Annotated in this window: 12 protein-coding genes and 1 pseudogene; 11 read left to right on the top strand and 2 right to left on the bottom strand. The window is 74.2% G+C overall.

All coding sequences use genetic code 11. The features are described from left to right. Window positions 1-52 precede the first annotated feature (52 nt). Window positions 53-289, top strand: a pseudogene (locus B124_RS24430) (lysozyme); the annotation flags it as partial. Window positions 290-648: 359 nt separating this feature from the next. Then, window positions 649-2010, top strand: coding sequence for a tannase/feruloyl esterase family alpha/beta hydrolase (locus B124_RS24425; RefSeq protein WP_496505091.1), 1362 nt, complete (start codon window positions 649-651; stop codon window positions 2008-2010). A 69-nt stretch (window positions 2011-2079) separates the two neighbouring features. Here B124_RS24425 and B124_RS24420 read toward each other — a convergent pair whose 3' ends face one another. Both B124_RS24420 and B124_RS24415 read right to left on the bottom strand, forming a co-directional pair. Then, a complete protein-coding gene (locus B124_RS24420; RefSeq protein ID WP_496505090.1) occupies window positions 2080-3606 on the bottom strand; it encodes an MFS transporter in 1527 nt (508 codons plus the stop codon). After that, window positions 3596-4834, bottom strand: coding sequence for a helix-turn-helix transcriptional regulator (locus B124_RS24415; RefSeq protein WP_496505089.1), 1239 nt, complete (start codon window positions 4832-4834; stop codon window positions 3596-3598). Before B124_RS24415 ends, B124_RS24420 begins: the two co-directional genes overlap by 11 nt. 254 nt (window positions 4835-5088) lie before the next feature. On the opposite strand from B124_RS24415, the gene B124_RS24410 reads away from it, so the two are divergent. Genes B124_RS24410 through B124_RS24370 form a run of 9 tightly spaced genes read left to right on the top strand, consistent with a single transcriptional unit; the run spans window position 5089 to window position 22620 of the window. After that, window positions 5089-12345: an amino acid adenylation domain-containing protein gene (locus tag B124_RS24410; protein ID WP_496505088.1), complete on the top strand. Its 7257-nt coding sequence runs from the start codon at window positions 5089-5091 to the stop codon at window positions 12343-12345. Continuing rightward, the gene (locus B124_RS24405; protein WP_496505087.1) at window positions 12342-14057 is read left to right on the top strand and encodes a thioester reductase domain-containing protein; all 1716 of its coding nucleotides are present in this window, start codon (window positions 12342-12344) and stop codon (window positions 14055-14057) included. Before B124_RS24410 ends, B124_RS24405 begins: the two co-directional genes overlap by 4 nt. After that, complete coding sequence (locus B124_RS24400) at window positions 14054-15808, top strand: fatty acyl-AMP ligase (protein ID WP_496505086.1); 1755 nt, start codon at window positions 14054-14056, stop codon at window positions 15806-15808. Before B124_RS24405 ends, B124_RS24400 begins: the two co-directional genes overlap by 4 nt. Next, window positions 15805-17487: an acyl-CoA dehydrogenase family protein gene (locus B124_RS24395; protein ID WP_496505085.1), complete on the top strand. Its 1683-nt coding sequence runs from the start codon at window positions 15805-15807 to the stop codon at window positions 17485-17487. The genes B124_RS24400 and B124_RS24395 overlap by 4 nt, the downstream gene beginning before the upstream one ends. Continuing rightward, a complete protein-coding gene (locus B124_RS24390; protein WP_496505084.1) occupies window positions 17484-19238 on the top strand; it encodes an acyl-CoA dehydrogenase family protein in 1755 nt (584 codons plus the stop codon). The genes B124_RS24395 and B124_RS24390 overlap by 4 nt, the downstream gene beginning before the upstream one ends. A 19-nt stretch (window positions 19239-19257) precedes the next feature. After that, window positions 19258-19533 (top strand): acyl carrier protein, encoded by a 276-nt coding sequence (locus B124_RS24385; RefSeq protein ID WP_496505083.1) that lies wholly within the window; start codon window positions 19258-19260, stop codon window positions 19531-19533. A gap of 57 nt (window positions 19534-19590) precedes the next feature. Continuing rightward, a complete protein-coding gene (locus B124_RS24380; protein WP_496505082.1) occupies window positions 19591-20784 on the top strand; it encodes a cytochrome P450 in 1194 nt (397 codons plus the stop codon). 40 nt (window positions 20785-20824) lie between these two features. Continuing rightward, window positions 20825-22060, top strand: a complete 1236-nt coding sequence (locus B124_RS24375; RefSeq protein ID WP_496505081.1) for a cytochrome P450 family protein — start codon at window positions 20825-20827, stop codon at window positions 22058-22060. A 5-nt stretch (window positions 22061-22065) separates the two neighbouring features. Further along, window positions 22066-22620, top strand: a complete 555-nt coding sequence (locus B124_RS24370; RefSeq protein WP_496505080.1) for an NADPH-dependent FMN reductase — start codon at window positions 22066-22068, stop codon at window positions 22618-22620. Window positions 22621-22911 lie beyond the last annotated feature (291 nt).

Below are 22911 nucleotides of genomic sequence, written 5' to 3'. Positions count from 1 at the left end.
CACCAGGCGTTCCACCGCTCTGCGCAACCACCCGATGTCCCCGCGCAGGCAGACCTGCGGCTGGAGCGGTATGAGCGACAAGTCGCCGCTGTGGGTCGCCCACTGGACCACCGGCAGCCCCGCCATCCCGTCCGGCTTCCCCTTCTGCACCGTCTGGCAGTGCACGGACTCGGGGAACATCGGCGGCATCAGCCCGGTCGACCGCGACAAGTTCAACGGCACCCGGGACCGGCTGCTGGCGCTCGCCAACAACACCACGCTGGCCAGCCCTCGCGTGGACGTACGGTGACCGAACCCGCGAGGTGAGTTGACACCGCGGTACGTACGGCAGCGGAGAACCAGCCCGTGATCGGGAGGAGTTCCTCCCGGTCACAGGCGCTCCCCCGCCGGTGACGGAAGAGCGCAACCGCCGTGCCGGCATACGGTCAGGAGACGGCGGTGCCGGTGGGGATGGTCCGGCGCAACGTCGTTTGTGACGTGGTACGACCTGCTGCCGCGCCCAGCGTCAGCGGCGTGCGGCCACAGGCCGGAGCCCCCAAGAGTGTGGGCCGCCTCCACTGGCACGGCCAAGGCGTGCGTCTAGCGTCGGGGACCGGTGCCCGGTACGGGGTGCCTGACGCGGTGAAGCCGCCGACGGAAAGGGATGCCATGCGCCGCAGCCCGGTTCTTGCGCTGGTCGCGACCGCCTTGCTCGGCACCGCTCTTACGGGACCGGCCGCCACGGCGGACGCGCCCTCCCACTGCGGCAGCCCACACCGCCTTGCCGTCCCCGGCGCCGCGCATCAGCGCACCGTCTGCCTGCCGGACCTGACGACGGCCGCGCTCGCGGGCACACCGTACACCGACCCCGCCGACTACGCGGGCCTCTCCGCCGCGGGCACTTCACACCCGTCGGGTGTGCCGGGCATGCAGATCGACGGCTACTTTCCCGACACCTCCCGCACCAACACCACGCACGGCTGGAACCATGACGCGCAATTCGTGATCCGGCTGCCCGAGCGCTGGAACGGAGGGCTCGTCGTGACCGGGGCACCCGGCGTGCGCGAGCAGTACGCGCTCGACGAGCTGATATCCGACTGGGTGCTGGATCAGGGCTACGCCTTCGCCGCCACCGACAAGGGCAACACCGGCGCCGACTTCTACCGCGACGGCCGCCGGCCAGGCGACGCCGTGGGCGAGTGGCACCGCCGTACGACCCAGCTCACCCGCGCCGCCAAGGCCGTGGTCGCGGGCCGCTACGGCACCGCGCCGGAGCGCACGTACATGGCGGGCGTCTCCAACGGCGGCTACCTCACCCGCTGGCAGTTGGAACGCCATCCGCACCTGTACGACGGCGGCGTCGACTGGGAGGGCACGCTGTGGACCGCGGACGGGCCCAGCCTGCTGACCTACCTGCCCACCGCCGTGGCCCGGCAGACGGGCACGGCGGGGGACGAGGACATGTACGCCGTCGGGTTCGCACCCGGCACCGAGTTCCTGTGGCCGTACCACGAGGCGGCCTACTGGGGCCTGACGCAGAAGATCTACCGCGCCGAGGTCGACCCCGGCTACGACCCGGCCTGCCCCGGCGCCTCCGCGGGAGACACCACCGCGGAGATCCTCGCGCCCTGCGCCTCGGACGCCGCGTACGACTACGCCACCCGCCCCGCCGCAGTGCACCGCGCGGTCGAGCGGATCTCACTGACGGGGCGGATCGGCAGGCCGATGCTCACCCTGCACGGCACCATGGACGCGCTGCTGCCGATCGCCACGGACTCCGACGTCTACGCGGAGATGGTCGCGGACGAGGGCCGTGCCGGCCTGCACCGCACGTACCGCGTGGCCGGCGGTACCCACGTCGACAGCCTCCACGACACCTACCCGGACCGGCTGCGGCCCCTGCTTCCCTGCTTCCGTACCGCGTTCCGCGCGCTCACCGCCTGGGTGGAGGACGGCACGGCACCGCCGCCCACGACGGACGTGCCGCGCCCCGCGTCCGGTGATCTCCTCCACACCTGCCCGCTGCGCTGAGCCGTCCGCCGACCCGCAGGGCTCTGTCCGGCGGGAGGGCGGGACAGCGGGACGGCGGGACACGGCGTCTCAACCGCCCGCCTGGGCCGCAGCCGCGGTCTTGCGCAGCGGGGGCACGAACGCCAGGGCGAGCAGGGACAGCGCCAGGTTCAGCACCAGCGTCACGGTGAACGCGTGCACGTACTCGTGCTGTGACGTCCCGTCGCCGAGGGTGCTGAAGTAGAGCAGGCCCACCAGCGTGATGCCGAGGGACATGCCGAGCTGGCCCACGGTCTCCAGCACGCCCGCCGCGCTGCCGGCCTCCCGCGGCGGCACTCCGGTGAGCGCGGCGCCGAGCAGCGGGCTGACGCCCAGGCCCTGTCCCACCCCGATGATGACGAGGGCGGGGATCAGGACCGGGCCGGACAGCGAGTCGCCGACGGCCAGCGTGGTGAGCAGCAGGAGCAGGTAGCCGAGTGCGTTGAGGCCGTATCCGGCGGTCAGGACGTGCAGGCCGAGCCGCGGCATGATCCGGGGCAGGGCCATGGAGGTGGCCGTGAACGCGATGCCGAGCGGGGCGAACAGCAGGCCGGACTCCAGGGCCGAGTAGCCGAGGCCGCTCTGCAACTGTACGGCGAGGACGAAGAACAGCCCGGCGTTGCAGGCGAAGAACGCGAAGAACAGCGCGTTGCCGGAGCGGTAGGCGCGCAGCCGCAGCAGGGGCGGGCTGATCAGGGGCTGGCCGCCGCTGGCGGACAGCCGGCGCTGCCACCAGCCGAACGCGGCGAAGCACGGCACGGACGCCACCAGCATCGCGTAGCTCCACAGGGGCCAGCCGGCCGCACGGCCCTCGGCCAGCGGGAAGGAGAGCAGCAGCAGGGCCAGCGTGAGCAGGCCGACGCCCGGCAGGTCCAGCCGGGGCCGCTGAGCGCTGCGGACCCCGGGCATGGTCAGCGCGGCGCCGGCGATGGCGGCCAGGCCCAGCGGCAGGTTGACCAGGAAGACCGGCCGCCAGCCCCAGCCGAAGAGGTCCAGGTGGACCAGGACACCGCCGATCAACTGGCCGGTGATCGCGGCCAGTCCGATGGTGACGCCGAACAGGGCGAGGGCCCGGTCGCGCCGGGTCCCCTCGAAGGAGGTCTGGATGAGGGAGAGGATCTGCGGAAAGAACAGGGCCGCCGCGAAGCCCTGGAAGCAGCGGAAGGCTATGAGGGTCTCGGGGCTGGGCGCGACACCGCAGCACAGCGAGGCGACGGTGAACAGCCCGAGGCCGGCGAGGAACATCCGCTTGTAGCCCACGATGTCGCCGAGGCGACCGCCGGTGACCAGGAACAGCCCGTAGACCAGGATGTAGCCGCCGACGGTCATCTCGGCGGCGGAGACCGAGGCGCCGAGGTCGGTGCGGATGGACGGGATGGCGACATTGACGATGTAGGAGTCCATCATCGCCATGAACGTGGCGGCCATCGCGACCAGGAGCATGGCCCTGACCTGGGCGGGCGGCAGCGGCGGCGGACCGCCGCCGGTGGCGTCCGCGGGGGTGTCCGCCGTCTCGCTCCGGCCGGTGACGGGGTCGGTGACGGGGTCGGTGACGGCGACCGTCTTGTCATCCTGCATGTGCGGGCCTGCTCTCGTGGGCGGGGGGTGTGACGTCGGCGTCGGACGGGCCGGGCTGGTGGAGACGGATCCCCGCCAGTTCGACGCGCGAGGAGACGCCGAGCTTCTGGAAGATCTTCCGGAGGTGGAAGTTGACGGTGTGCGGTGACAGCTTGATACGGGACGCTATCTGACGGTTTGTCAGACCTGCGGCGACCAGCCGCGTGATGACCTCCTCGGTGGGGCTCAGCAGTCCGCCCGCCTCTGCCGGCCGATCGTGCCGCAGCAACTCGGCGGCCTGCCGGAGCAGCGGGTGGCCGAAGCGCAGCCGGTCGCCGTCGAGGACGAGCACGCCGGCCTGGGTCGCCTCCCGCGCGGAGGTCAGCGCGCAGACCGCCTGGCTGTCCGGGAGGCGCATCAGCTCGTTCATCCGCGGCGGGAGCCGCCGGGCGGCGACCTCCTTGAGGAGGTCCAGGGCCGGGCGGGACAGCCGGGGGTCCGCGCGGAGCAGAGCGGTCACCACCCGCGGCGGAAGCGCCGCGGGCACCAGGGCGGCGCCCCGGCCGCAGACCCGGTAGCCGGCGCCGCCGACCAGTTCGTCAAGCACAGCCGCCAGCAGCGCGGGGTGCCCGCCGCAGGCCGCGACCAGGCGCCGGATCGATTCGTCCGGCGCTCCGCCGAGCCGGTCCGCCGCCATCCGCAGCGCGTCCGGGCCGTCCAGCGGTCCGAGTACGAGGGCGACCGCGTCCGGGTGCCGGATCGGCGCGTACGGGTCGGGGCCTCCGGTGCCCGACAGCAGCCACAGCACCGGACGGCCCGGCGACGCGGCGGGCAGCCCGCGCAGCGCGGCCTGGACCAGGGGATCGTCCCAGGACACGTCGTCCAGGGCGACGAGCGCGGGCCGGGCCGCGGCCCGGCCGGGCGCCGGCAGCACCGCGCCGAGGGCTTCTTCCAGCAGGTCAGGACCGGGCGGGGCGACGCCAGGACGGGCCGTACCGGAAAACGCCGGAGAATCACTTGAGCCCGGCTTGAAAGAGGCGGCCAATAGCAATTTCTTGTGCTGCGTTATACGGCCGTTCACGACATCGAAGCCCGCCCGCCGTGCGGTGGCCGCAATTTGATCCACCAAAACGGTCTTCCCGTAGCCCTTCGGGCCGTTGAGCAGAATCAGACCACTCTGCTCATGTCGCATCCGATGCAACCGTTCCCGCATGACGCGCAGTTCAGGAACGCGGCCGTGCAGCTTCATGTCTCCCCCTGAACGCCTGGTGCGGCGACCGACATTAACTGACCGGGTGTCACGTACGGACCTGATTCCCGAGGTCGGGACGGATTCCACACCCGATACAGCGGCCTACCCCAGCCCCGTCCCGTTCGTCAACTACTCGAACAAGTAGTGGATAACTCGCGGATCTTTTGACAGCTTTGGACAGCCCGAGGTGTGGGCTAATCCGGCCTCAGCGCAATTACTACGGGGGAAGAGTCACGATCGGCATGCTTCCATTGACTGCCGCACAGTCAGGCGTGTGGGCCGCACAGCGGCTGAGCCCGGCGAACCCGCGCTACAACTGCGCCAGCTATCTGGAGATCCACGGCCCTGTCGACGCCGGGCGGCTCGGCCGGGCGGTCGCGGTCGCAGTCGGCGAGGCCGAGGCGCTGCGTGTGCGGCTGGCGGACGACGGCGGTCCCGGGCAGACCGTGCTGCCCCCGGCCGGCGACAGCCCCTTGGAGGTGCTCGACCTGTCGGCCGCGGAGGGCCCCCGGGCCGCGGCCGAGGACTGGATGCGCGCCGATCTCTCCCGGCCGGTGGAGCTGACGGCAGGACCGCTGGTCCGGCATGTGCTCATCCGGGAGTCGGCGGAAAGCTGGCTGCTGTACCTGCGCTACCACCACGTGGTCATGGACGGACTCGGCCACACGGTCCATGTCCGGCGCATCGCCGCGGTGTACACCGCGCTCACCGCGGGCGCCGGTCCACCTGCTGCGCGTCCCCTGCCGCTGCGCGACCTTCTCGCCGCAGACGCCGCCTACGCGGACACGCCCGCCTTCGCACGCGACCGCGCCTACTGGCTCGACCGGTTCGCGGACCGCCCCGCCCCGGTGAGCCTGGGCGACCGGCACACCGGCAGCGGGGGCGGGGGCGGGCTGCTGCGCCGTACCACCGATCTCGCGCCCGCCGACACCGCACTGCTGCGGGGCGCCGCCCGGCGGCTGGGGGCCCGTACCTCCACGCTGTTCGTGGCGGCCGTGGCCGCCTACCAGGCCAGGCTGACCGGCAGCGAGGAGACCCTGCTGCGGGTGCCGCTGCCCGCCCGCCCCAGCAGCGCGGCTCTCAGCACCCCGGCGATGTTCGCGAACGAACTGCCCGTACGCGCCGCCGTGCCCCGCTCCGCCTCCTTCGCCGAGCTGGCCGCCGAGGTGTCGCGGGAACTCGGTCTCGCCCTGCGCCACCAGCGCTTCCGCGGCGAGTGGCTGCACCGGGAGCTGTTCCCCGAAGGACGCCGCGAGCAGCTCGCCGGCACCACCGTCAACGTGGTCACCTTCGACGCCGAGGTCTTCTTCGGGGACGTGCCGAGCACCGCGCACCACCTGTCCTCCGGCCCGGTCGACGACCTGCGCTTCGACGTCTTCTCCGACGCCCGCGGCACCCGGGTGCGGCTGAATGCCGACGCCAGCCCCGAGCGGCACCCGCCCGGCGCCCCCGCCGCCCACAGCCGCCGGCTGCTGACCCTGCTGCGCGCGGCGCTCGCCGACCCGGACCTGCCGGTGGGCCGGCTGCCGTTGACGGACGACGACGAGCGGCGCGCCGTACTCGCCGCGGGCGCCCCGTACCGACGCGACTACCCCCTGGACACCCGGCTGCACGAGCTGGTCGAGGCCCAGGCCCGCCGCACCCCCGACGCCGTGGCCGCGACCGACGGCACCACGACGCTGACCTACCGTGAACTGGCCGGCCACGCCCGCCGGCTGGCCCACCACCTCACCGAGTGCGACGTGGCACCGGGAACGGTCGTCGGCGTGTACCAGGAGCGCTCGGTGCACCTGGTCGTCTCCCTGCTCGCGATCCTCATGGCCGGCGGGGCCTATCTGCCGCTAGACCCCCAACTGCCCGCGGAGCGCGTCGCCTTCCAGATCGACGATGCGGCCGTCACCACCGTCCTGACCACCGCACGGCTCGCCGAACCAGCGGCCGGGACCGGTGCACGGGTCGTCGCCGTCGACGAGGTGCTGCCCGCCCTGCCCGCCGCCGGCGGCCCGCTGCCCGCCGGCAGCCCCGCCGACATCGCGTACGTCATCTACACGTCGGGCTCGACCGGCACCCCCAAGGGCGTCCCCGTACCGCACCGCGCCGTGGTCAACCGCCTGCTGTGGATGCAGGAGGAGTACGCCCTCGAAACCGGCGAATGCGTCCTGCAGAAGACGCCGTTCACCTTCGACGTGTCGGTCTGGGAGTTCTTCTGGCCCCTGCTCGCCGGCGCCCGGCTGCACCTGCTCGCCCCCGGCGCCCACCGCGACCCCCGGGCCGTCGCCGCCGCCGTACGGGACCACGGTGTGACCACCCTGCACTTCGTGCCGCCGATGCTCGACCTCTTCCTGGCCGAGCCCGGGGCCGCCGGACTGCCGGGACTGCGCCGCGTGGTGTGCAGCGGCGAGGCGCTGCGGCCGGAGACCGTGGCCCGGTTCTTCGCCGTGTACGGGCCCCCGGCCGGCGCCCCCGGCCTCTTCAACCTCTACGGGCCGACCGAGGCCGCCATCGACGTCACCCACCTCAGATGCACCGAGCGGCACGCGCAGGGCCCGGTGCCGATCGGCCGCGCCGTCGCCAACACCAGCCTGTACGTCCTCGACCCGGGCGGCGAACCACTGCCGTTCGGCGTACCCGGAGAGCTCCACATCGGCGGCGTCCAGGTCGCCGCCGGCTACCTCAACCGGCCCGGGCAGACCGCGGAGCGCTTCATCGACGACCCGTACACGCCGGGCGGCGGAGTGCTCTACCGCACCGGCGACCTGGCCGTGCTGCGCGAGGACGGCACGGTCGAGTACCGCGGCCGGACCGACCACCAGGTGAAGATCCGCGGCTTCCGCATCGAACCGGGTGAGGTCGAGTCGGTGCTGCTGGCCCTGCCCGGGGTCGAACAGGCCGTCGTCACCGCCCCCCGGCAGGCCGACGGGCAGCATCGGCTGCTCGCCCACGCCGTGGCACCCGGTACCGATGCGGAGGCACTGACGGCGTCCCTGGCCGCGCGGCTGCCCGAGTACATGGTGCCGTCCTCGATCGTGCTGCTCGACGCCCTGCCCCTGTCACCCAACGGCAAGGTGGACCGGCGCGCGCTTCCCGCCCCCGGCCCGTCCCCCGGCTCCACCGGTTCACCCGCGGCGGCGGACGCCGCCGGCCCGCGCGACGAGAGCGAACAGCGGGTCCACGACGCCTTCGCGGCGGTGCTCGGCACCTCACACGTCGACGTCGGCACGTCCTTCTTCGCCCTCGGCGGCGATTCCCTGCTCAGCATCCGGCTGCGGAGCGCCCTGGAACACGCCGGGCACACCTTCGACCTGCCGGACCTGTACGACGCGCCGACCGTACGCGCCCTGGCCCGCCGCACCCGGCCGCACACCCCGGCCGCACCGGGCACCCGGCCCTTCTCGCTGCTGTCCGCGGCCGACCGGAACCGGCTGCCCGAGGGCCTGGACGACGCCCACCCGCTCAGCAGCATGCAGTCCGGCATGGTGTTCCACGCCGCGTACGAGGAGAACTCGTCCGTCTACCGGGTGGTCACCAGCATCCGCGTCGGGCTGCCCTTCGACGAGCGGCCCCTGCGCGCCGCGCTGGACGCCACGGTCCGGCGCCACCCGGCGCTGCGCAGCTCCTTCCACCTCACGGGCTTCGGCGAACCGCTCCAGCTCGTGCACCGTGACGTACGGGTCCCCCTCACCGTCGACGGGGCGCTGCGCGGCGCCGGCGCCGGGGAACGCGACGCCCGGCTCGCCGAGTGGGCCGACGCGGCCAAGCATCATGACTTCGACCTGACCGCGGCCCCGTTGCTGGCGTTCACCGCCCACCCGCTGGACGAGGGTTCGTTCCAGCTCGGCGTGGTCGAACACCATGTGGTGCTGGACGGCTGGAGCGACGCGGCGATGCTCGACGAGATCGTCGCCCGCTACCGGTCCGCACTCTCCGACGAAGACCTGTTCCTGCCCGAGGTCCCCGCCACCTTCCGGGAGTTCGTCGCCGCGGAACGGCGGGCGGCGGAGCAGCCGGAGCACCGCGCCTTCTGGGCGGAGGAACTGACGGGGGCCCAGCCGGCGCCGCTGCCCACCCGCACCGCGGGCCGCCCGGCCGGCGCCCGGCACCGGCGGTTCGACGTGCCGCTGGAGCAGGCGACCGGGGTCCGCATCGCCGAGGCGGCACGGGCCGCCGGGCTCCCCGTGAAGTCCCTGCTGGCCGCCGCCCACGCCGTCGTGCTGCACGCGGTGGCGCCCGGCGACGAGATCCTCACCGGCGTCGTCGCCCACGGCCGGCTGGAGGACGACGGCGGGGACCGGGCGATCGGCGTGTTCCTCAACACGCTGCCGCTGCGGCTGACCGTGTCCGGCGGATCCTGGCTCGACCTGGCGCACCGGGTCCACGCGCACGAGCAGCGCACGCTGCCGCACCGCCGCTACCCGTACGCCCGCATCCTGCGCGACCACCCGGACCTTGCGCTGGACTCGTACGTCAACTTCATGGACTTCCACCAGCGGTGGGGCTCCGACTCGGCGATCCAGGACGGCTTCGGCATCGCCGAGACCAACTTCCCGCTCGCCGTGAACTTCCTGGTCGACCCGGCCGGCGGCCGGCTGCGGCTCTGGCTGGACTGCGACACCTCCCTGCTGGACCCCGGCTTCTGCGACCGCCTGGCCGGTTACTACCGGCGGGCTCTGGACGCGCTCGCCGCCGGCCCCGCCGCGCCCCCGGTCGCGGAGCTGCGCGGCACGGCCGAACGGGCCCTGCTGGACGGCTGGAACGACACCGCGGTGCCCTATGACACCGGCGCCACCGTCAGCGGGCTGATCGACCGGCAGATCGCCGCCGCCCCGCGGGCCACCGCGCTCGTCGACGGCCGTGACCGCCTCAGCTACGCCGAACTCGGCGAGCGCGCCGCCCGGCTCGCCCACCACCTGCGGGCGGGCGGCGCCCGGCGCGGCAGCCGGATCGGTGTGAGCGTACGGCGCTCGGCCGACCTCGTCGTCACCCTGCTCGCCATCGCCCGCACGGGCGCCGCATACGTCCCCATGGACCCGGGGTTCCCCGCCGACCGGCTCCGCTACATCGCCGCCGACGCCGCCCTGGACGGCCTGGTCACCGAGGGCGGCGGGGCCCGGGACCCGGCCGCGGGCACCGTCGTACGGCTCGATCTGGACGCGGAACTCATCGCCGCGCGGCCCGCCGTGCCGCTGGACGACGGCCCCCGCGCTCACGATCCGGTGTACGTCATCTACACCTCCGGCTCGACCGGCCGTCCCAAGGGGACGGTGCTGCTGCACCGCAACGTCACCAACTTCTTCACCGGGATGGACCGGCGGATCGGGCTCGGCGGCGAGGACGTCGTCCTCGCGCTCACCAGCATCTCGTTCGACATCTCCGTGCTCGAACTGCTGTGGCCGCTGACCCGGGGCGCGACCGTCGTCGTGGGCGGCGAGCGGATGATCGAGCGGCTCACCCCCGCCGACGGCGAGGACTCCCTGCGGGACCTTCTCGGCCGCCACGCCGTCACCCTGGTGCAGGCGACCCCGTCGTTCCTCGCGGCGGTGGCGGCCGAACCGGCGGCGCTCGACGCGCTGCTGCCGCTGCGGGCCCTGCTGGTGGGCGGCGAGGCGTTCCCCTCGGGGCTGGCGCGGCGGCTGCTGACGGCGCTGCCCTCGGTGCGGGTGTTCAACATGTACGGCCCGACCGAGACGACCATCTGGTCGACGGTCCACGAACTCGACCGCGAACGGGACGTCCACGCCGCCGCCCTGCCGATCGGCCGGCCGATCGCCAACACGACCGTACGGGTCGTCGCCGGGGACGGCCGCGATGCTCCCGTCGGCGTCGCCGGCGAGCTGTGGATCGGCGGCGACGGCGTCGCGGAAGGGTACCTGGACCGGCCCGGGCTGACCGCCGAGCGGTTCGTCGCGACGGCACAGGGCCGCTGGTACCGCACCGGGGACCGGGTGCGGTGGCGGGCCGACGGGCTGCTGGAGTTCCTCGGCCGGATCGACCGCCAGGTGAAGATCCTCGGGCACCGGGTGGAGCCCGACGAGGTGGAGAGCGTCCTGTCCCGCCATCCGGAGGCCGCCTCGGTCGCCGTCGTCGCCGCGCAGCACGCGGGCGGCGGGGCGGAACTCGTCGCGTATGTGGCGCCGGCGGTCCGTACCGGGGACAGCGACGGCGAGCGCGCGCACGTCGACCGCTGGCGGGACGTGTGGGAGGGCGCGTACAGCCCCGGCACGGACGGCGCGGCCGGCACCGGCGGTGCCACCGGCACGGACGGCGCGGCCGGCGACGACGGCGGCCCGGCCGCGCAGCGCCCCGCCGGCCCCCCGGACCCCGCCGCCGGCTCCGACTCCGGCTCCGGTACGGAGGACGCGCGGGACTTCGCCGGCTGGCTGAGCAGCTACACCAAGCGGCCCATCCCCGTGCACGAGATGCGGGAATGGCTCGGGCACACCGTCGACCGCATCCGCCGGATCGGCGGGGCGGACGGGACCGGCGGGGCCAGGATCGTGGACGTCGGCGTCGGCGTCGGCCTGTACCTGCGCCGGCTCGCTCCCGGCGCCGGCTCGTACCTGGGGCTCGACCTCTCCCCCGCGGCCCTGGCCGCCGCGACCGCTTCGGTCGCCCGGGACGGGGCGCTGCCCGGGCACGTCACCCTGCGCCAGGCCGAGGCCACGCTCCTGGCCGAACTGCCGGACGCCGGCGCCGACCTGGTGCTGTTCAACTCCGTCGTCCAGTACTTCCCCGGCCCGGACTACCTGCGCCGCGTCCTCAGCGAGGCGGTCCGCGTCGCCGGCCCCGAGGGCGCCGTCTTCGTCGGCGACGTCCGGGACCTGGCGCTGCTGCCCGCCTTCCACGCGGACACCCAGCTTCGCCTGGCACCGCCGCTGACGCCGGCCCGGGAAGTGGCCGCCGCCTCGGCCCGCGCCCTGGCCGAGGAACGCGAACTGTGCCTGACGCCCGGCTTCTTCGAGGACTTCGCCGCTGCCGCCGGGCTCGGCCTGCGCATCGAGCTCAAGCGGGGCCGCCACGCCAACGAGCTGACCCGCTTCCGCTGGGACGTGACGCTGTACGGCCCCCGCCGGGCCCCGGGCGACGCCGACGGCAAACGGCTGCCGTGGACGGACCTGCCGGGCCCCGGTGCCCTCACGGAACTGCTGGAGGGCACGGCCGCGGACCGGGCCCTGACCGTCACCGGCCTGCCCGACGGGCGCCTGGTACGCCCCCTCGCCGCGCTGTCCCTGCTGCGCGGCGGGCAGGCGCAGGACCAGACCGCGTGGGGGCTGGAGCGTGCGCTGTGGGATTTCTCGGCCGACCAGGGCGTCGACCCCGAGGACCTCGCGGAGCTGGCCGGCCGGCACGGCCGTACCGTCCGGCTGCTGCCGTCGCGGCCCGGCGGCACCGGGGAGTTCGACGTCGTCTTCGAGCCCCGGACCGAGCCCCGGACCAAGGCGCGGCAGGCACCGCGACGGACCGCATCCGAGCCGGCGGACCGGCCGCCGAGGAAGGAGCAGGGACCGTGAACGCACCCACCCCGCCCCTGGCCAATGACCCGCTGGCGCAGACGGCCTGGGCCGCCTTCCGCACCCGGCTGCGGGAGTTCGCCGCCGACCAGTTGCCGGAGGCGATGGTCCCGTCCCGTTTCGTCGTCCTGCCCGAGCTGCCCAAGCTGCCCAACGGCAAGGTGGACCGCGGCCGGCTGCCCGCACCGTCCGACGGCGAGAGCGCCGGCACCGCCTACGTGGCGCCGCAGACGCCCCTGGAGATCCGGCTCGCCGGCATCTGGGCCGATCTGCTCGGCGTCGGCCGCGTCGGCCTGAAGGACAACTTCTTCGAGCTCGGCGGCGACTCCCTCGCGGCGGCCCAGATGGCGGCCCGGCTGCGCGCGGCGACCGGGCTCCAGGTGAGCCTGCGCGGCCTGTTCGACCACCCGACGCTGGGACGTCTCGCCCGCCACATCGGCGCCCAGGACGGCCCGGCGCCCGCCGCGGACAGCGGCCGGCACCCACGGTCGATCTCCGGTACGGACCTGGCGGCGGAGGCCGTCCTGCCCGCCGGCATCGCCCCGGCGGACGACGCCGCCCCGCCGGCCCCGGCGCCGTACACCACCGTCCTGCTCACCGGCGGCACCGGATACACCGGGGCGTTCCTGATGCGCGAGCTGCTCGACCGGTCCGGCGCCCACCTGTACGTCCTGGTGCGCGCGGACACGCCCGGGCAGGCGGCGGGGCGGGTCCGGGCGGCGATGGAGCGGTACGGGGTGTGGCGGCACGGCGACGAGAGCCGGTTCACCGGGGTGCCCGGCGACCTCGCCCGCCCGTACTTCGGCCTCGGCCACGGTACGTACCGGCGCCTCGCCCGCGACGTGCAGATGATCGTCCACAACGGCGCCTGGTCCAGCTACGCGCTGCCCTACCGGCGGCTCAAGCCGGTCAACGTGCTCGGCACCCAGGAGGTGCTGCGGCTCGCCGCCCGGCACCGCATCAAGCCGGTGCACTACATCTCCTCGCTCGCGGTGTACCCCGGCCGCCCCGGAGAGCACCACTGGCCGGAGGACGCGGCGACCGGCCCCGAGGGCGTGGTGGGCGGATACCGGCAGACCAAGTGGGTCGGCGACCGCATGATGGCACAGGCCCACGAACGGGGCCTGCCCACCTGCGTCTACCGGCCCGGCCAGATCACCGGCGCTCAGACCACCGGCGCCTGCGCCGAGGACACGTTCCTCAACGCCACCCTCAAGGGCTGCGTCCAGCTCGGCGCGGCCCTGGAGTTCGACGTGTTCCTGGAGATGACCCCGGTCGACTACTGCGCCGCGGCGGTCGCGCACATCGCCCTCGGCGGACAGGGCCACGGCACCGCCTTCAACCTGCCGGGCGGCCGTCCGCTCGCCTGGGACCGGCTGGTCGGCCTGCTCGACGAGTGCGGATACCCGCTGCGCAGACTCCCGTACGCCGACTGGTACGCCGCACTGACCCGGGCCGTCGAACGCGGCGAGGAGAACGAACTCGCCCGCTTCCTGCCCCTGTTCGGCTCCGACCAGCCGGCCGAGGACCTGGGCTACCGGGGCAGCCGGCCCGTCTTCGACACCGCCAACCTGCGGGCGGCGCTGGCGGGCTCGGGCATCGCCTGCCTGCCGCCCGGGCGCGAACTCGTCGGCCGCTACCTCGACCACTTCGAAGCCACCTGCTTCCTGCCCGCGCGTGCGGAGAGGACCGCGGAGAGGACAGCCCCGTGACCGGACCCCTGCTGCCGGACGAGCCCAGCGCCGTCCACCTGCTGCGCCGCCACGCCGGCGAACGGCCCGGCCGGACCGCGGTCACCTTCGTCCACGACCACGACGCGGCCGACGGCGCCCGCACCCTCGACTACGCGGCACTCGACGCGGAGGCCCGCCGCGTGGCCTCCTGGCTCCAGGAGCGCTGCGCGCCAGGCGACCGGGTCCTGCTGCTGCACCCGCCGGGCCTGCCCTTCGTCACCGCCTTCCTGGGCTGCCTGTACGCGGGCACCGTCGCGGTCCCCTCGCCGATGCCCGGGCAGTTCCAGTACCAGCAGCGCCGGGTCACCGGCATCGCGCTGGACGCCGGGGTGAGCGTGGCGCTCACCGACACCGGGCAGCTTGACGAGGCGCGCCGCTGGATCGACGCCGAGGGCCTCGACTTCACCGTGGCGGCCAGCGACGGCGCGGACTTCGGCGCCGCCGGCCGCTGGCGCGCCCCCGCGGCCGGCCCCCGCGACCTGGTCATGCTCCAGTACACCTCCGGGTCCACCGGCGACCCCAAGGGCGTCATGGTCGACCACGGAAACCTGCTGCACAATGCCGACAGCCTGCGCCGCGCCCTCGGGCTGACCGAGAAGACCAACTTCGGCGGGTGGATCCCGCTGTACCACGACATGGGCCTGATGGGGCAGTTGCTGCCCAGCCTGTTCCTCGGCAGCAGTTGTGCACTGATGTCGCCGATGGCGTTCCTCAAACGCCCCCACCAGTGGCTCAGCCTCATCGACCGCTACGACGTCGGGTACTCCGCCGCGCCGGACTTCGCCTACGAGCTGTGTGTGCGCCGGGTGACCGACGCCCAGCTCGAACAGCTCGACCTGTCCCGGTGGCGGTTCGCGGCCAACGGCTCGGAGCCGATCCAGCCGTCCACCGTGCGCGACTTCGCCGACCGCTTCGCCGCCGCCGGGTTCCGCGCCGAGGCCCTCGCGCCCTGCTACGGGATGGCCGAGGCGACCGTGTACGTGTCCGGCCTGGCCGGCCGGCGGCCCCGGATCACCGCCGTCGACTCCGAAGCCCTGGAGAAACACGTCCTGCAGCCCCCGCTGCCCGGCGGCGGTGTCCGCGAGCTGGTGGGCTGCGGGAACGTACCGGACTTCGACGTACGGATCGTGGACGAGGCCGGCACGGTGCTGCCCGACGGCACCACGGGCGAGATATGGCTGCGCGGTCCCAGCGTGGCCACGGGTTACTGGGGCCGCCCGGACGCCACCGAGGAGACCTTCGGCGCCCGCACCGCGGACGGCGCGGGTCCGTTCCTGCGCACGGGCGACCTGGGCGCCCTGCAGGACGGTGAGATCTACGTGACCGGGCGCAGCAAGGACCTGCTGATCGTGCACGGCCGCAACCTCTACCCGCAGGACATCGAGCACGCACTGCGGCTGCGGCACCCCGCGCTCGCCACGCTGGCCGGCACCGCGTTCACCGTGTCCGTACCGCAGGAGGAGGTCGTCGTCCTGCACGAGGTCCGCGGCCGGTTCACCGACGAGCAGTACCAGGAGCTGGCCCGGGACATGCGCACCACGGTCTACCAGGAGTTCGGGGTGCGCACGGCCGGCCTGGTCCTGCTCAGGCCCGGGTCCGTCCGCAAGACGACCAGCGGCAAAGTGCAGCGCGCCGAGATGCGGCGGCTGTTCCTCGACGGCGCCCTCACCCCCGTCCACGCCCACCTGGAGGCGGCGGTGGGCGCGCTGGTGCGCCGGGAGGGCGCGTGAGCGGCGGCGCGGCGGACTGGCCCGCCGGCCTGCCGGGCCTCCTGGAGACCGCCATGGACGCTGCCGCCGACGGGCCGTTCCACCCGGCGGCGAGCGCCCGGCTCGACGCCCGGGAGGAGTTCCCCGCCGAGGCCGCCGCGGTCCTCGACGCCTGCGGCATCGCCCGCGCCTACGTGCCGGCCGGACTGGGCGGCGCACCCGGCGGCCTGCCGGAGCTGATCGCGGCGCTGCGCACGGTGGCCCGCCGGGATGTGACCGTCGCCGTCGCGCACGGCAAGACTTTCCTGGGCTCGGTGCCGACCTGGGTGGCCGGCCGGGACGGCCAGCGGCGGGACCTCGCCGCCCGGGTCCTGGACGGCGAGGTGGTGTCCTGGGGGCTGACCGAGCCCGGCCACGGCAGCGACCTGCTGGCCGGCGAGCTGACGGCCGAGCAGGCGCCGGACGGGGGCTGGCGGCTCGACGGCGCCAAGTGGCCGGTCAACAACGCCACCCGCGGCCGGTTCGTCTCGGTGCTGGCCCGTACGGCGCCCGCGGGCGGGCCGCGCGGGTTCAGCGTGTTCCTCATCGACAAGGAAGCGCTGGCGCCGGGCAGTTGGCGGCCCCTGCCCAAGGAGCCCACGCACGGCATCCGGGGCGCTGACATCAGCGGCGTCCGCTTCGAGGGCGCGTACGTCCCCGAAGACGCCTTGACCGGCCGGGCCGGCGAGGGCCTGGACGTCGTGCTGCGCTCCCTCCAACTGACCAGGACCGTGTGCACCTCGCTGTCGCTGGGCGCCGGTGAGCACGCGCTGCGGCTGGCCCACGGGTTCGCGGCCGGGCGCGCCCTGTACGGCACCACCCTGCTGCGGCTCCCGCTGGCCCGCCGGGTGCTCGGGCGGGCCGCGGCCTCGCTCGCGCTCGCCGACGCCGCCTCGCTGCTGGCGGCGCGCTCCGCGCACTGCCTGACCGGGGAGATGAGCGTGGTGTCGGCGGTCGTCAAGGCCGGCGTGCCGGACATCGTCCAGCTCGCGGTCGACGACCTCGCCGAACTCCTCGGCGCCCGCGGCTTCCTGACCGGGCACCACGAGCACGGCCGCTTCCAGAAGCTGGAGCGCGACCACCGGGTGGTGGCCGTCTTCGACGGCAGCACCGCGGTGAACCGCGCCGCGCTGATCGGCCAGTTCCCCGTGCTCGCCCGGCGGATACGCGGCGGCGGGCACGACGGCGCGGGGCTCGCTGCCGCCGTCTCGGCCGGGCCGGTCCCGCCGCTGGACTTCGGGGCACTGCGGCTGGTGAGCCGTACCGGCTGCAGCGTGGTGCAGGCGCTGCCCGCCGTCGCCGGCCGGATCGCCGCGCTCGCCGCCGCCGGCACCGTGCCGGGGCGGGTCCACGACCTGGCCGGTGCGCTGACCGAGGAGACAGCGGCGGTCGCGGACGCCATGGCGGCCCTGCGGCCGGCCGGCCGCGACGCGCCCCCCGAGGCATTCGAGACCGCCCGCCGCTACGAACGGTGCTACGCGGGCGCCGCGGCTGCCCACCTCCTGCTCGCGGACCCCGGGGACCAGCGGCGCGTCACCCTCCTGACCGCCGCCCTCGAACGGGCCCTGGAACTCCTGCGGCCGGGCCACGAGGCACCGCAGGAGGCGTACGAGCCGGCGGTGGCGGTGCTCGCCGGGCCGGCGAGGGAGCTGATCGCATGACCCCGGCGAACACGGCGGGCGAGCCCGTACCGCGGCCGGCGGCCGGGCCGGCAGGCGGCGAGGACGCCGACCGCCTGGAGAAGCTCTTCGCGGACGCCGGCGACCCGGGGAACCCGGCCGGCCGCGCCGCGGTCCTGGCCGCCGACGAACGCGGCGAGATGCTCCGGGCCGGCGAGGAGCTGCTGACCGCGTACGGGCTGAACGCCCACTTCGTCCCCGTCGAGCTGGGTGGCCGCCTCGCCCGCCTCGACGACCTCGTCCGCGTCATGCGGGCCGTCTACCGGCGCGACCCGTGCCTGGGCCTCGGCTACGGCGCCGGCTCCTTCATGGCCGCCGTCAACGTGTGGACGGCCGGCGGCGCCGGGCAGCGCGCCTTCCTCGCCCGGCGGCTGCTGTCCGGCGCCCGGGCGGCCTGCGCGTACCACGAGCTCGACCACGGCAACGACCTCACCCGGGCCGGCCTCACCGCCCTGCCGGGACCCGACGGGCGGCTGCGCCTGAACGGGCGCAAGGAGGTCGTGGCCAACCTGCGGCGGGCCGAGACCATGGTGCTCTTCGCCCGTACCGACCCGGCCCAGGGCGGTCGCAGCCACTCCCAGTTGCTGCTGGACGCCGGGGACCTGCCCGCCGGCGCCGTGAGGCACCTGGACCGGTTCGCCACCGTGGGCATGCGCGGCGTGCAGCTCGGCGGCGTCGAGTTCACCGACTGCCCGGTGCCCGACGGCAGCGTCGTCGGGCACCCGGGGCAGGGCGTGGAGACCGCCCTGCGCTCGTTCCAGCTCACCCGCATCGCCCTGCCCGGCATGACGATCGGCCTGCTCGACACCGCCCTGCGCACCGCCCTGCGCGGCAGCCGCGGACGCGCCCTCTACGGTGCCCGTGCGGCGGATCTGCCGCTGTCCCGGTCGGTCCTGACGGAGGTCTTCGCCGACCTGCTGCTGACGGACACCTTCACCATGGTCGCCGCCCGGGCCGCGCACACCGCGCCGGCCCAGGCGGGCGTCTGCGCGAGCGCCGTCAAGGCCCTCGTGCCGACGGTCCTGATCCGCGCCGTGAGCCGCCTGTCGGAGCTGCTCGGCTCGCAGTTCTACCTGCGCGACGGCGAACAGCCGCTCTTCCAGAAGCTGCTGCGCGACGTACAGCCGTCGGCCTTCGGGCACGCCTCCCGGGTCTCCTGCCTGTCCGCGCTGCTCCCGCAACTGCCGCTCACCGCGCGCCGCGGCTGGCGGTCCGGTACCGCCGCCGCGCTGCCCGTGGACACCTTCCGCGCCGACCGGCCGCTGCCCGCGCTGTCCTTCGACGACCTCGCGGTCTCGGCCGGCGGGCGCGACCCGCTGGCCCGCTCGCTCGTCACCGCCGCCGGGGCCGCGGACGCGGACGACCCGCTCGCCCCCGCCGGCCGCGCCTGGTGCGCGGAGCTGACGGCGCTGGCCGACGAGGCGGCCGGCCTCGCCCCCGCCCTCATCGGGCCCGACGCGCCCCCGTACGCCTTCGGTCTGGCCACGCGCTGGACCGGTGTCCTGGCCGCGTCGGCGTGCCTGAACACCTGGTGGTGCCGCCCGGAGGAGACCGCCCCCGGCGCCGCGGACCCGGCCGTCCCGCTCGCCCTGCTGCACCGGCTCGGCGCCCACCTGGACCACCACCGCGAGCCCCTGCCGCGCCGTCTCGCCGAACCGCTGCACGCCGAACTCCTCCGGCGCCTCGACGCCGGCCTCACCTTCGACCTCGACTGCCGCCCCACCGGGGCCTGAACCGTCCCCAGGAGGAACCGTGTCAGAACTCACCACCGAGACCTCGCAGTCGGCCGCCGCCGAGGTCGTCGAATGGCTCCGCGGCCGGGTGGCGGCCCAGACCGGCCGCCAGGCGGCGGAGATCGACCCCGGCGTCCCGCTCAGCGACTACGGCCTGGACTCGGTGTACCTGTTCGGTCTCTCCGCCGAGATCGAGGACCACTACGGCATCGAGGTGGAGCCGACGATCATGTGGGACAACACCTCCCTCGCCCCGCTGGCCGAGGCCCTTGTGCCGCTGATCGCCGCGCGCTGAACCGCCGCTGAACCGCCCGCCCCCGCACATCCCGCCACCACGCCAGGAGTAGCCGCGATGACCGCCGTCCTGCCCGACTTCCCGATGCCGCGTGAGCATCCGCTCGACCCCCCGCCCCAGTACCGCGCGCTCAGCGCCGAACGCCCGGTCTTCCAGGTGCGTACGCCCCGCGGGGACACCGCCTGGGTCGTCACCCGCCACGAGGACGTACGGGCCGTGCTGACCGACCGCGCCTTCAGCTCGGATCCCCGTACGCCAGGATTCCCCACCTACGTCACCGGGGACGTGCCCCCGCCGCCGGGGTTCTTCATGCAGGCCGACCCGCCGGACCACGGACGGCTGCGCCGTACCGTGACCCGCGAGTTCCTGATCAACCAGATGGAAGCGCTGCGGCCCACGATGCGCCGCATCCTCGACGACCTGGTCGACCGCATGACCGCCGACGACCGCGCGTCGGGCGACCTGGTCCGGGAGTTCGCGCTGCCCATGGCCGCCATGACGATCTGCGAGATCCTCGGCGTCCCCTTCGAGGACCACGTGCTGTTCGTGTCGCTCACCGACACCGTCCTGGACCGTTCCAGCACCCCCGAGCAGGCGGTGCAGGCGGCAGGCGAGCTGATGGGCTACTTCGACCGGCTGGTCACCGCCAAGGAGAAGGAGCCGTCCGAGGACCTGTTCGGCCGTATGGTCGCCCGGTCCGCCGACGGCGGCCTCACCCACGAGGAACTCGTCGGCATGGCCGCCCTGCTGCTGCTCGGCGGCTACGACACCATGGCCCAGATGATCGGCATCGGCACGGTCACCCTCTTCGAACACCCCGATCAGCTTGAGGCGTTGCGGCACGACGACGCGCTGCTGCCGGGCGCGGTCGAGGAGATGCTGCGGTACCTGTCCATCAACCACGCGGGGCTGCCCCGCGGCGTCACCGAGGACGTGCTCGTCGGCGGTCAGCAGATCCGGGCCGGGGACGGCGTCCTGGTGATGCTGAACGCCGCCAACCGCGACCAGGACGTCTTCGAGGACGCCGACAGGTTCGACATCCACCGCGTGAACAACAGCAAGCACCTCGCCTTCGGCCACGGCTTCCACAAGTGCGTCGGAGCGACGCTCGCCCGCGTCGAACTCACCGAGGTCTTCGGCGGCCTGCTCCGGCGGCTGCCCGGGCTGCGCCCGACCCGCCCCCTCGACGAACTGCCGTTCCGCCACGACATGGTGCTCTACGGCGTCCGTGAACTCCCCGTCACCTGGTGACCCCGCCCGCGCCGACCCCCGCCTGACGAATGGACCGTTCATGACCGCTTGTCCGCACGCCGCCGACGCCCTGTTCACCCCCGAGTTCGTCGCCGACCCCTACGCGGCGTACGCCGGGCTGCGCGAGGAGGGCCGGGCGCACCGGGTGACCCTGCCCGGCGGCGTCGAGGCCTGGCTGCTCACCTCGTACGACGACTGCCGCCGCGCCTTCCTCGACAACGACTCCTACTCCAAGGACATGGCCGGCACCTGGACGGCCTTCCAGGAGCAGCGTGTCCCGATCACCGGTGACGTAGTGATCGGGATGGGCGACCACATGCTGGTCTCGGACCCGCCCCGCCACACCCGGCTGAAGGCCCTGATCTCCAAGGCCTTCACGCCGCGCCGCATCGAGGCCCTCGCCCCGGGCATCGAGGCGACCGCGACCGGCCTGCTCGACGGCCTGCTGCGGCGGCGGGGCGAGGACTCCGGCCGCGCCGACCTCACTACCGAGTTCGCCGCGCTGCTGCCGATGGAGGTCGTCCGGCAACTGCTGGACGTGCCCGCCGAGGACGGGGAGCGGCTGCGGCACGCCGTGGAAGCGGTGATGAGCAACGACGAGGACAGCCGGGACGCGGCCATGGCCGCCTTCCAGGAGGTCCACGACACCCTGCGCACCCTCGTGGCGCGCAAGCGCACCGAGGCCGGCGACGACCTGACCTCGGCGCTCGTCAGCGCCCGCGACGAGGACGACCGGCTCAGCGAAAACGAACTCGTCTCGATGCTGGCGCTGCTGCTCTCCGCCGGCCACGAGACCACCGTCAACCTGCTCGGCAGCACGGTCCTGGCGCTGCTGCGCCACCCCGGTCAACTCGCCCTGCTCCAGCGGGAGCCCGGGCGGTGGGCGGACGCGGTGGAGGAGGTGCTGCGCTGGGACGGCCCCATCCAGAACGCCCTCTGGCGCTTCACCCGCAAGCCGGTCGCGGTCGGGGACGTCACCATCCCGGCGGGCGAGGCGGTGGCGCTGAGCGTGGCCGCGGCCGACCGGGACCCGGACCGCTACCCGGGCGGGGAGTCGTTCGACGTCACCCGCGGCGAGCGCTCGCACCTGGCCTTCGGCCACGGCATCCACCACTGCCTGGGGGCGCCGCTGGCCCGCCTGGAGGCGCGCATCGCCGTTCCCCTGGTGTTCGCGAAACTGCCCGGCCTGGCCCTGGACGGTGAGCCGTCCTACCGTCCGTCCACCGTCTCCCGGGCCCTTTCCTCCCTCCCGGTGACCTTCAGGAACGTAGGCTGATCGGCGTGAAGATTCTCGGCCTGTGCGGAAGTCTGCGCTCCGGGTCGTTCAACGCGTCCGTGCTGCGCACCGCGGTGGACATGACCGTCGCCCCGCGGGAACTCGTCGTCTGGCCGGACCTGGGCCGCCTGCCCTTCTTCAACGCCGACGTCGAGCAGACGGCGCTGCCCGGCATCGTGGCAGACCTGCGCGCCGCGGTCGGCGCGTGCGACGGGGTGCTCATCGTGACCCCCGAGTATGCGCACGGCACCTCCGGCGTGCTGAAGAACGCGCTGGAGTGGATGGTCGGCGGCGGCGAGATCGCGGCGAAGCCGGTGGCCCTGGTCAGCGCGTCCACCGCGATCACCGGCGGCGACAACGCCCGGGCCTGGGTGTCGCAGACCCTCACCGTGATGGGGGCCCAGGTGATCCCGCAGGACCTCCGCATCCCGATCGCCACCCGGAAGATCAACGACGGCAGGCTCACGGACGAGCCGACCGTCGCCGCCCTGCGCGACCTCCTCGACGACCTCGCCGACGCCGCGGTCAAGGCCCGGGAGGAGAACGACACCTACGCCTAATGGGACTTGCCGGGTCGGTGAGACTCGGTGCCGTAGCCGCCAGCAGGTGAGCACTTTCTTCGCCGGAAGCATCCGACTTCTGTGGTCAGACCGTGCCCCTGCTGGTCGGCCGGGAGGCCAGACCGTTGATGGGGTGGCGTGCCTGCCCCATGGGGCGTGAGCACTGGATCCATTAGGCCGCGTGCCGCGCCTTCCGCAGGCTGCAGAGGAAGCGAAGTTCCTGACCAGGAGGACGAGTTGCTGCTGATCGGCGATGACTGGGCCGAAGACCACCATGACGTCGAGGTCCAG

Source organism: Streptomyces sp. CNP082 (assembly GCF_059570535.1).
Note: the sequence above shows the minus strand (reverse complement) of the source record. Positions and strands in the feature narration are given on the sequence as shown.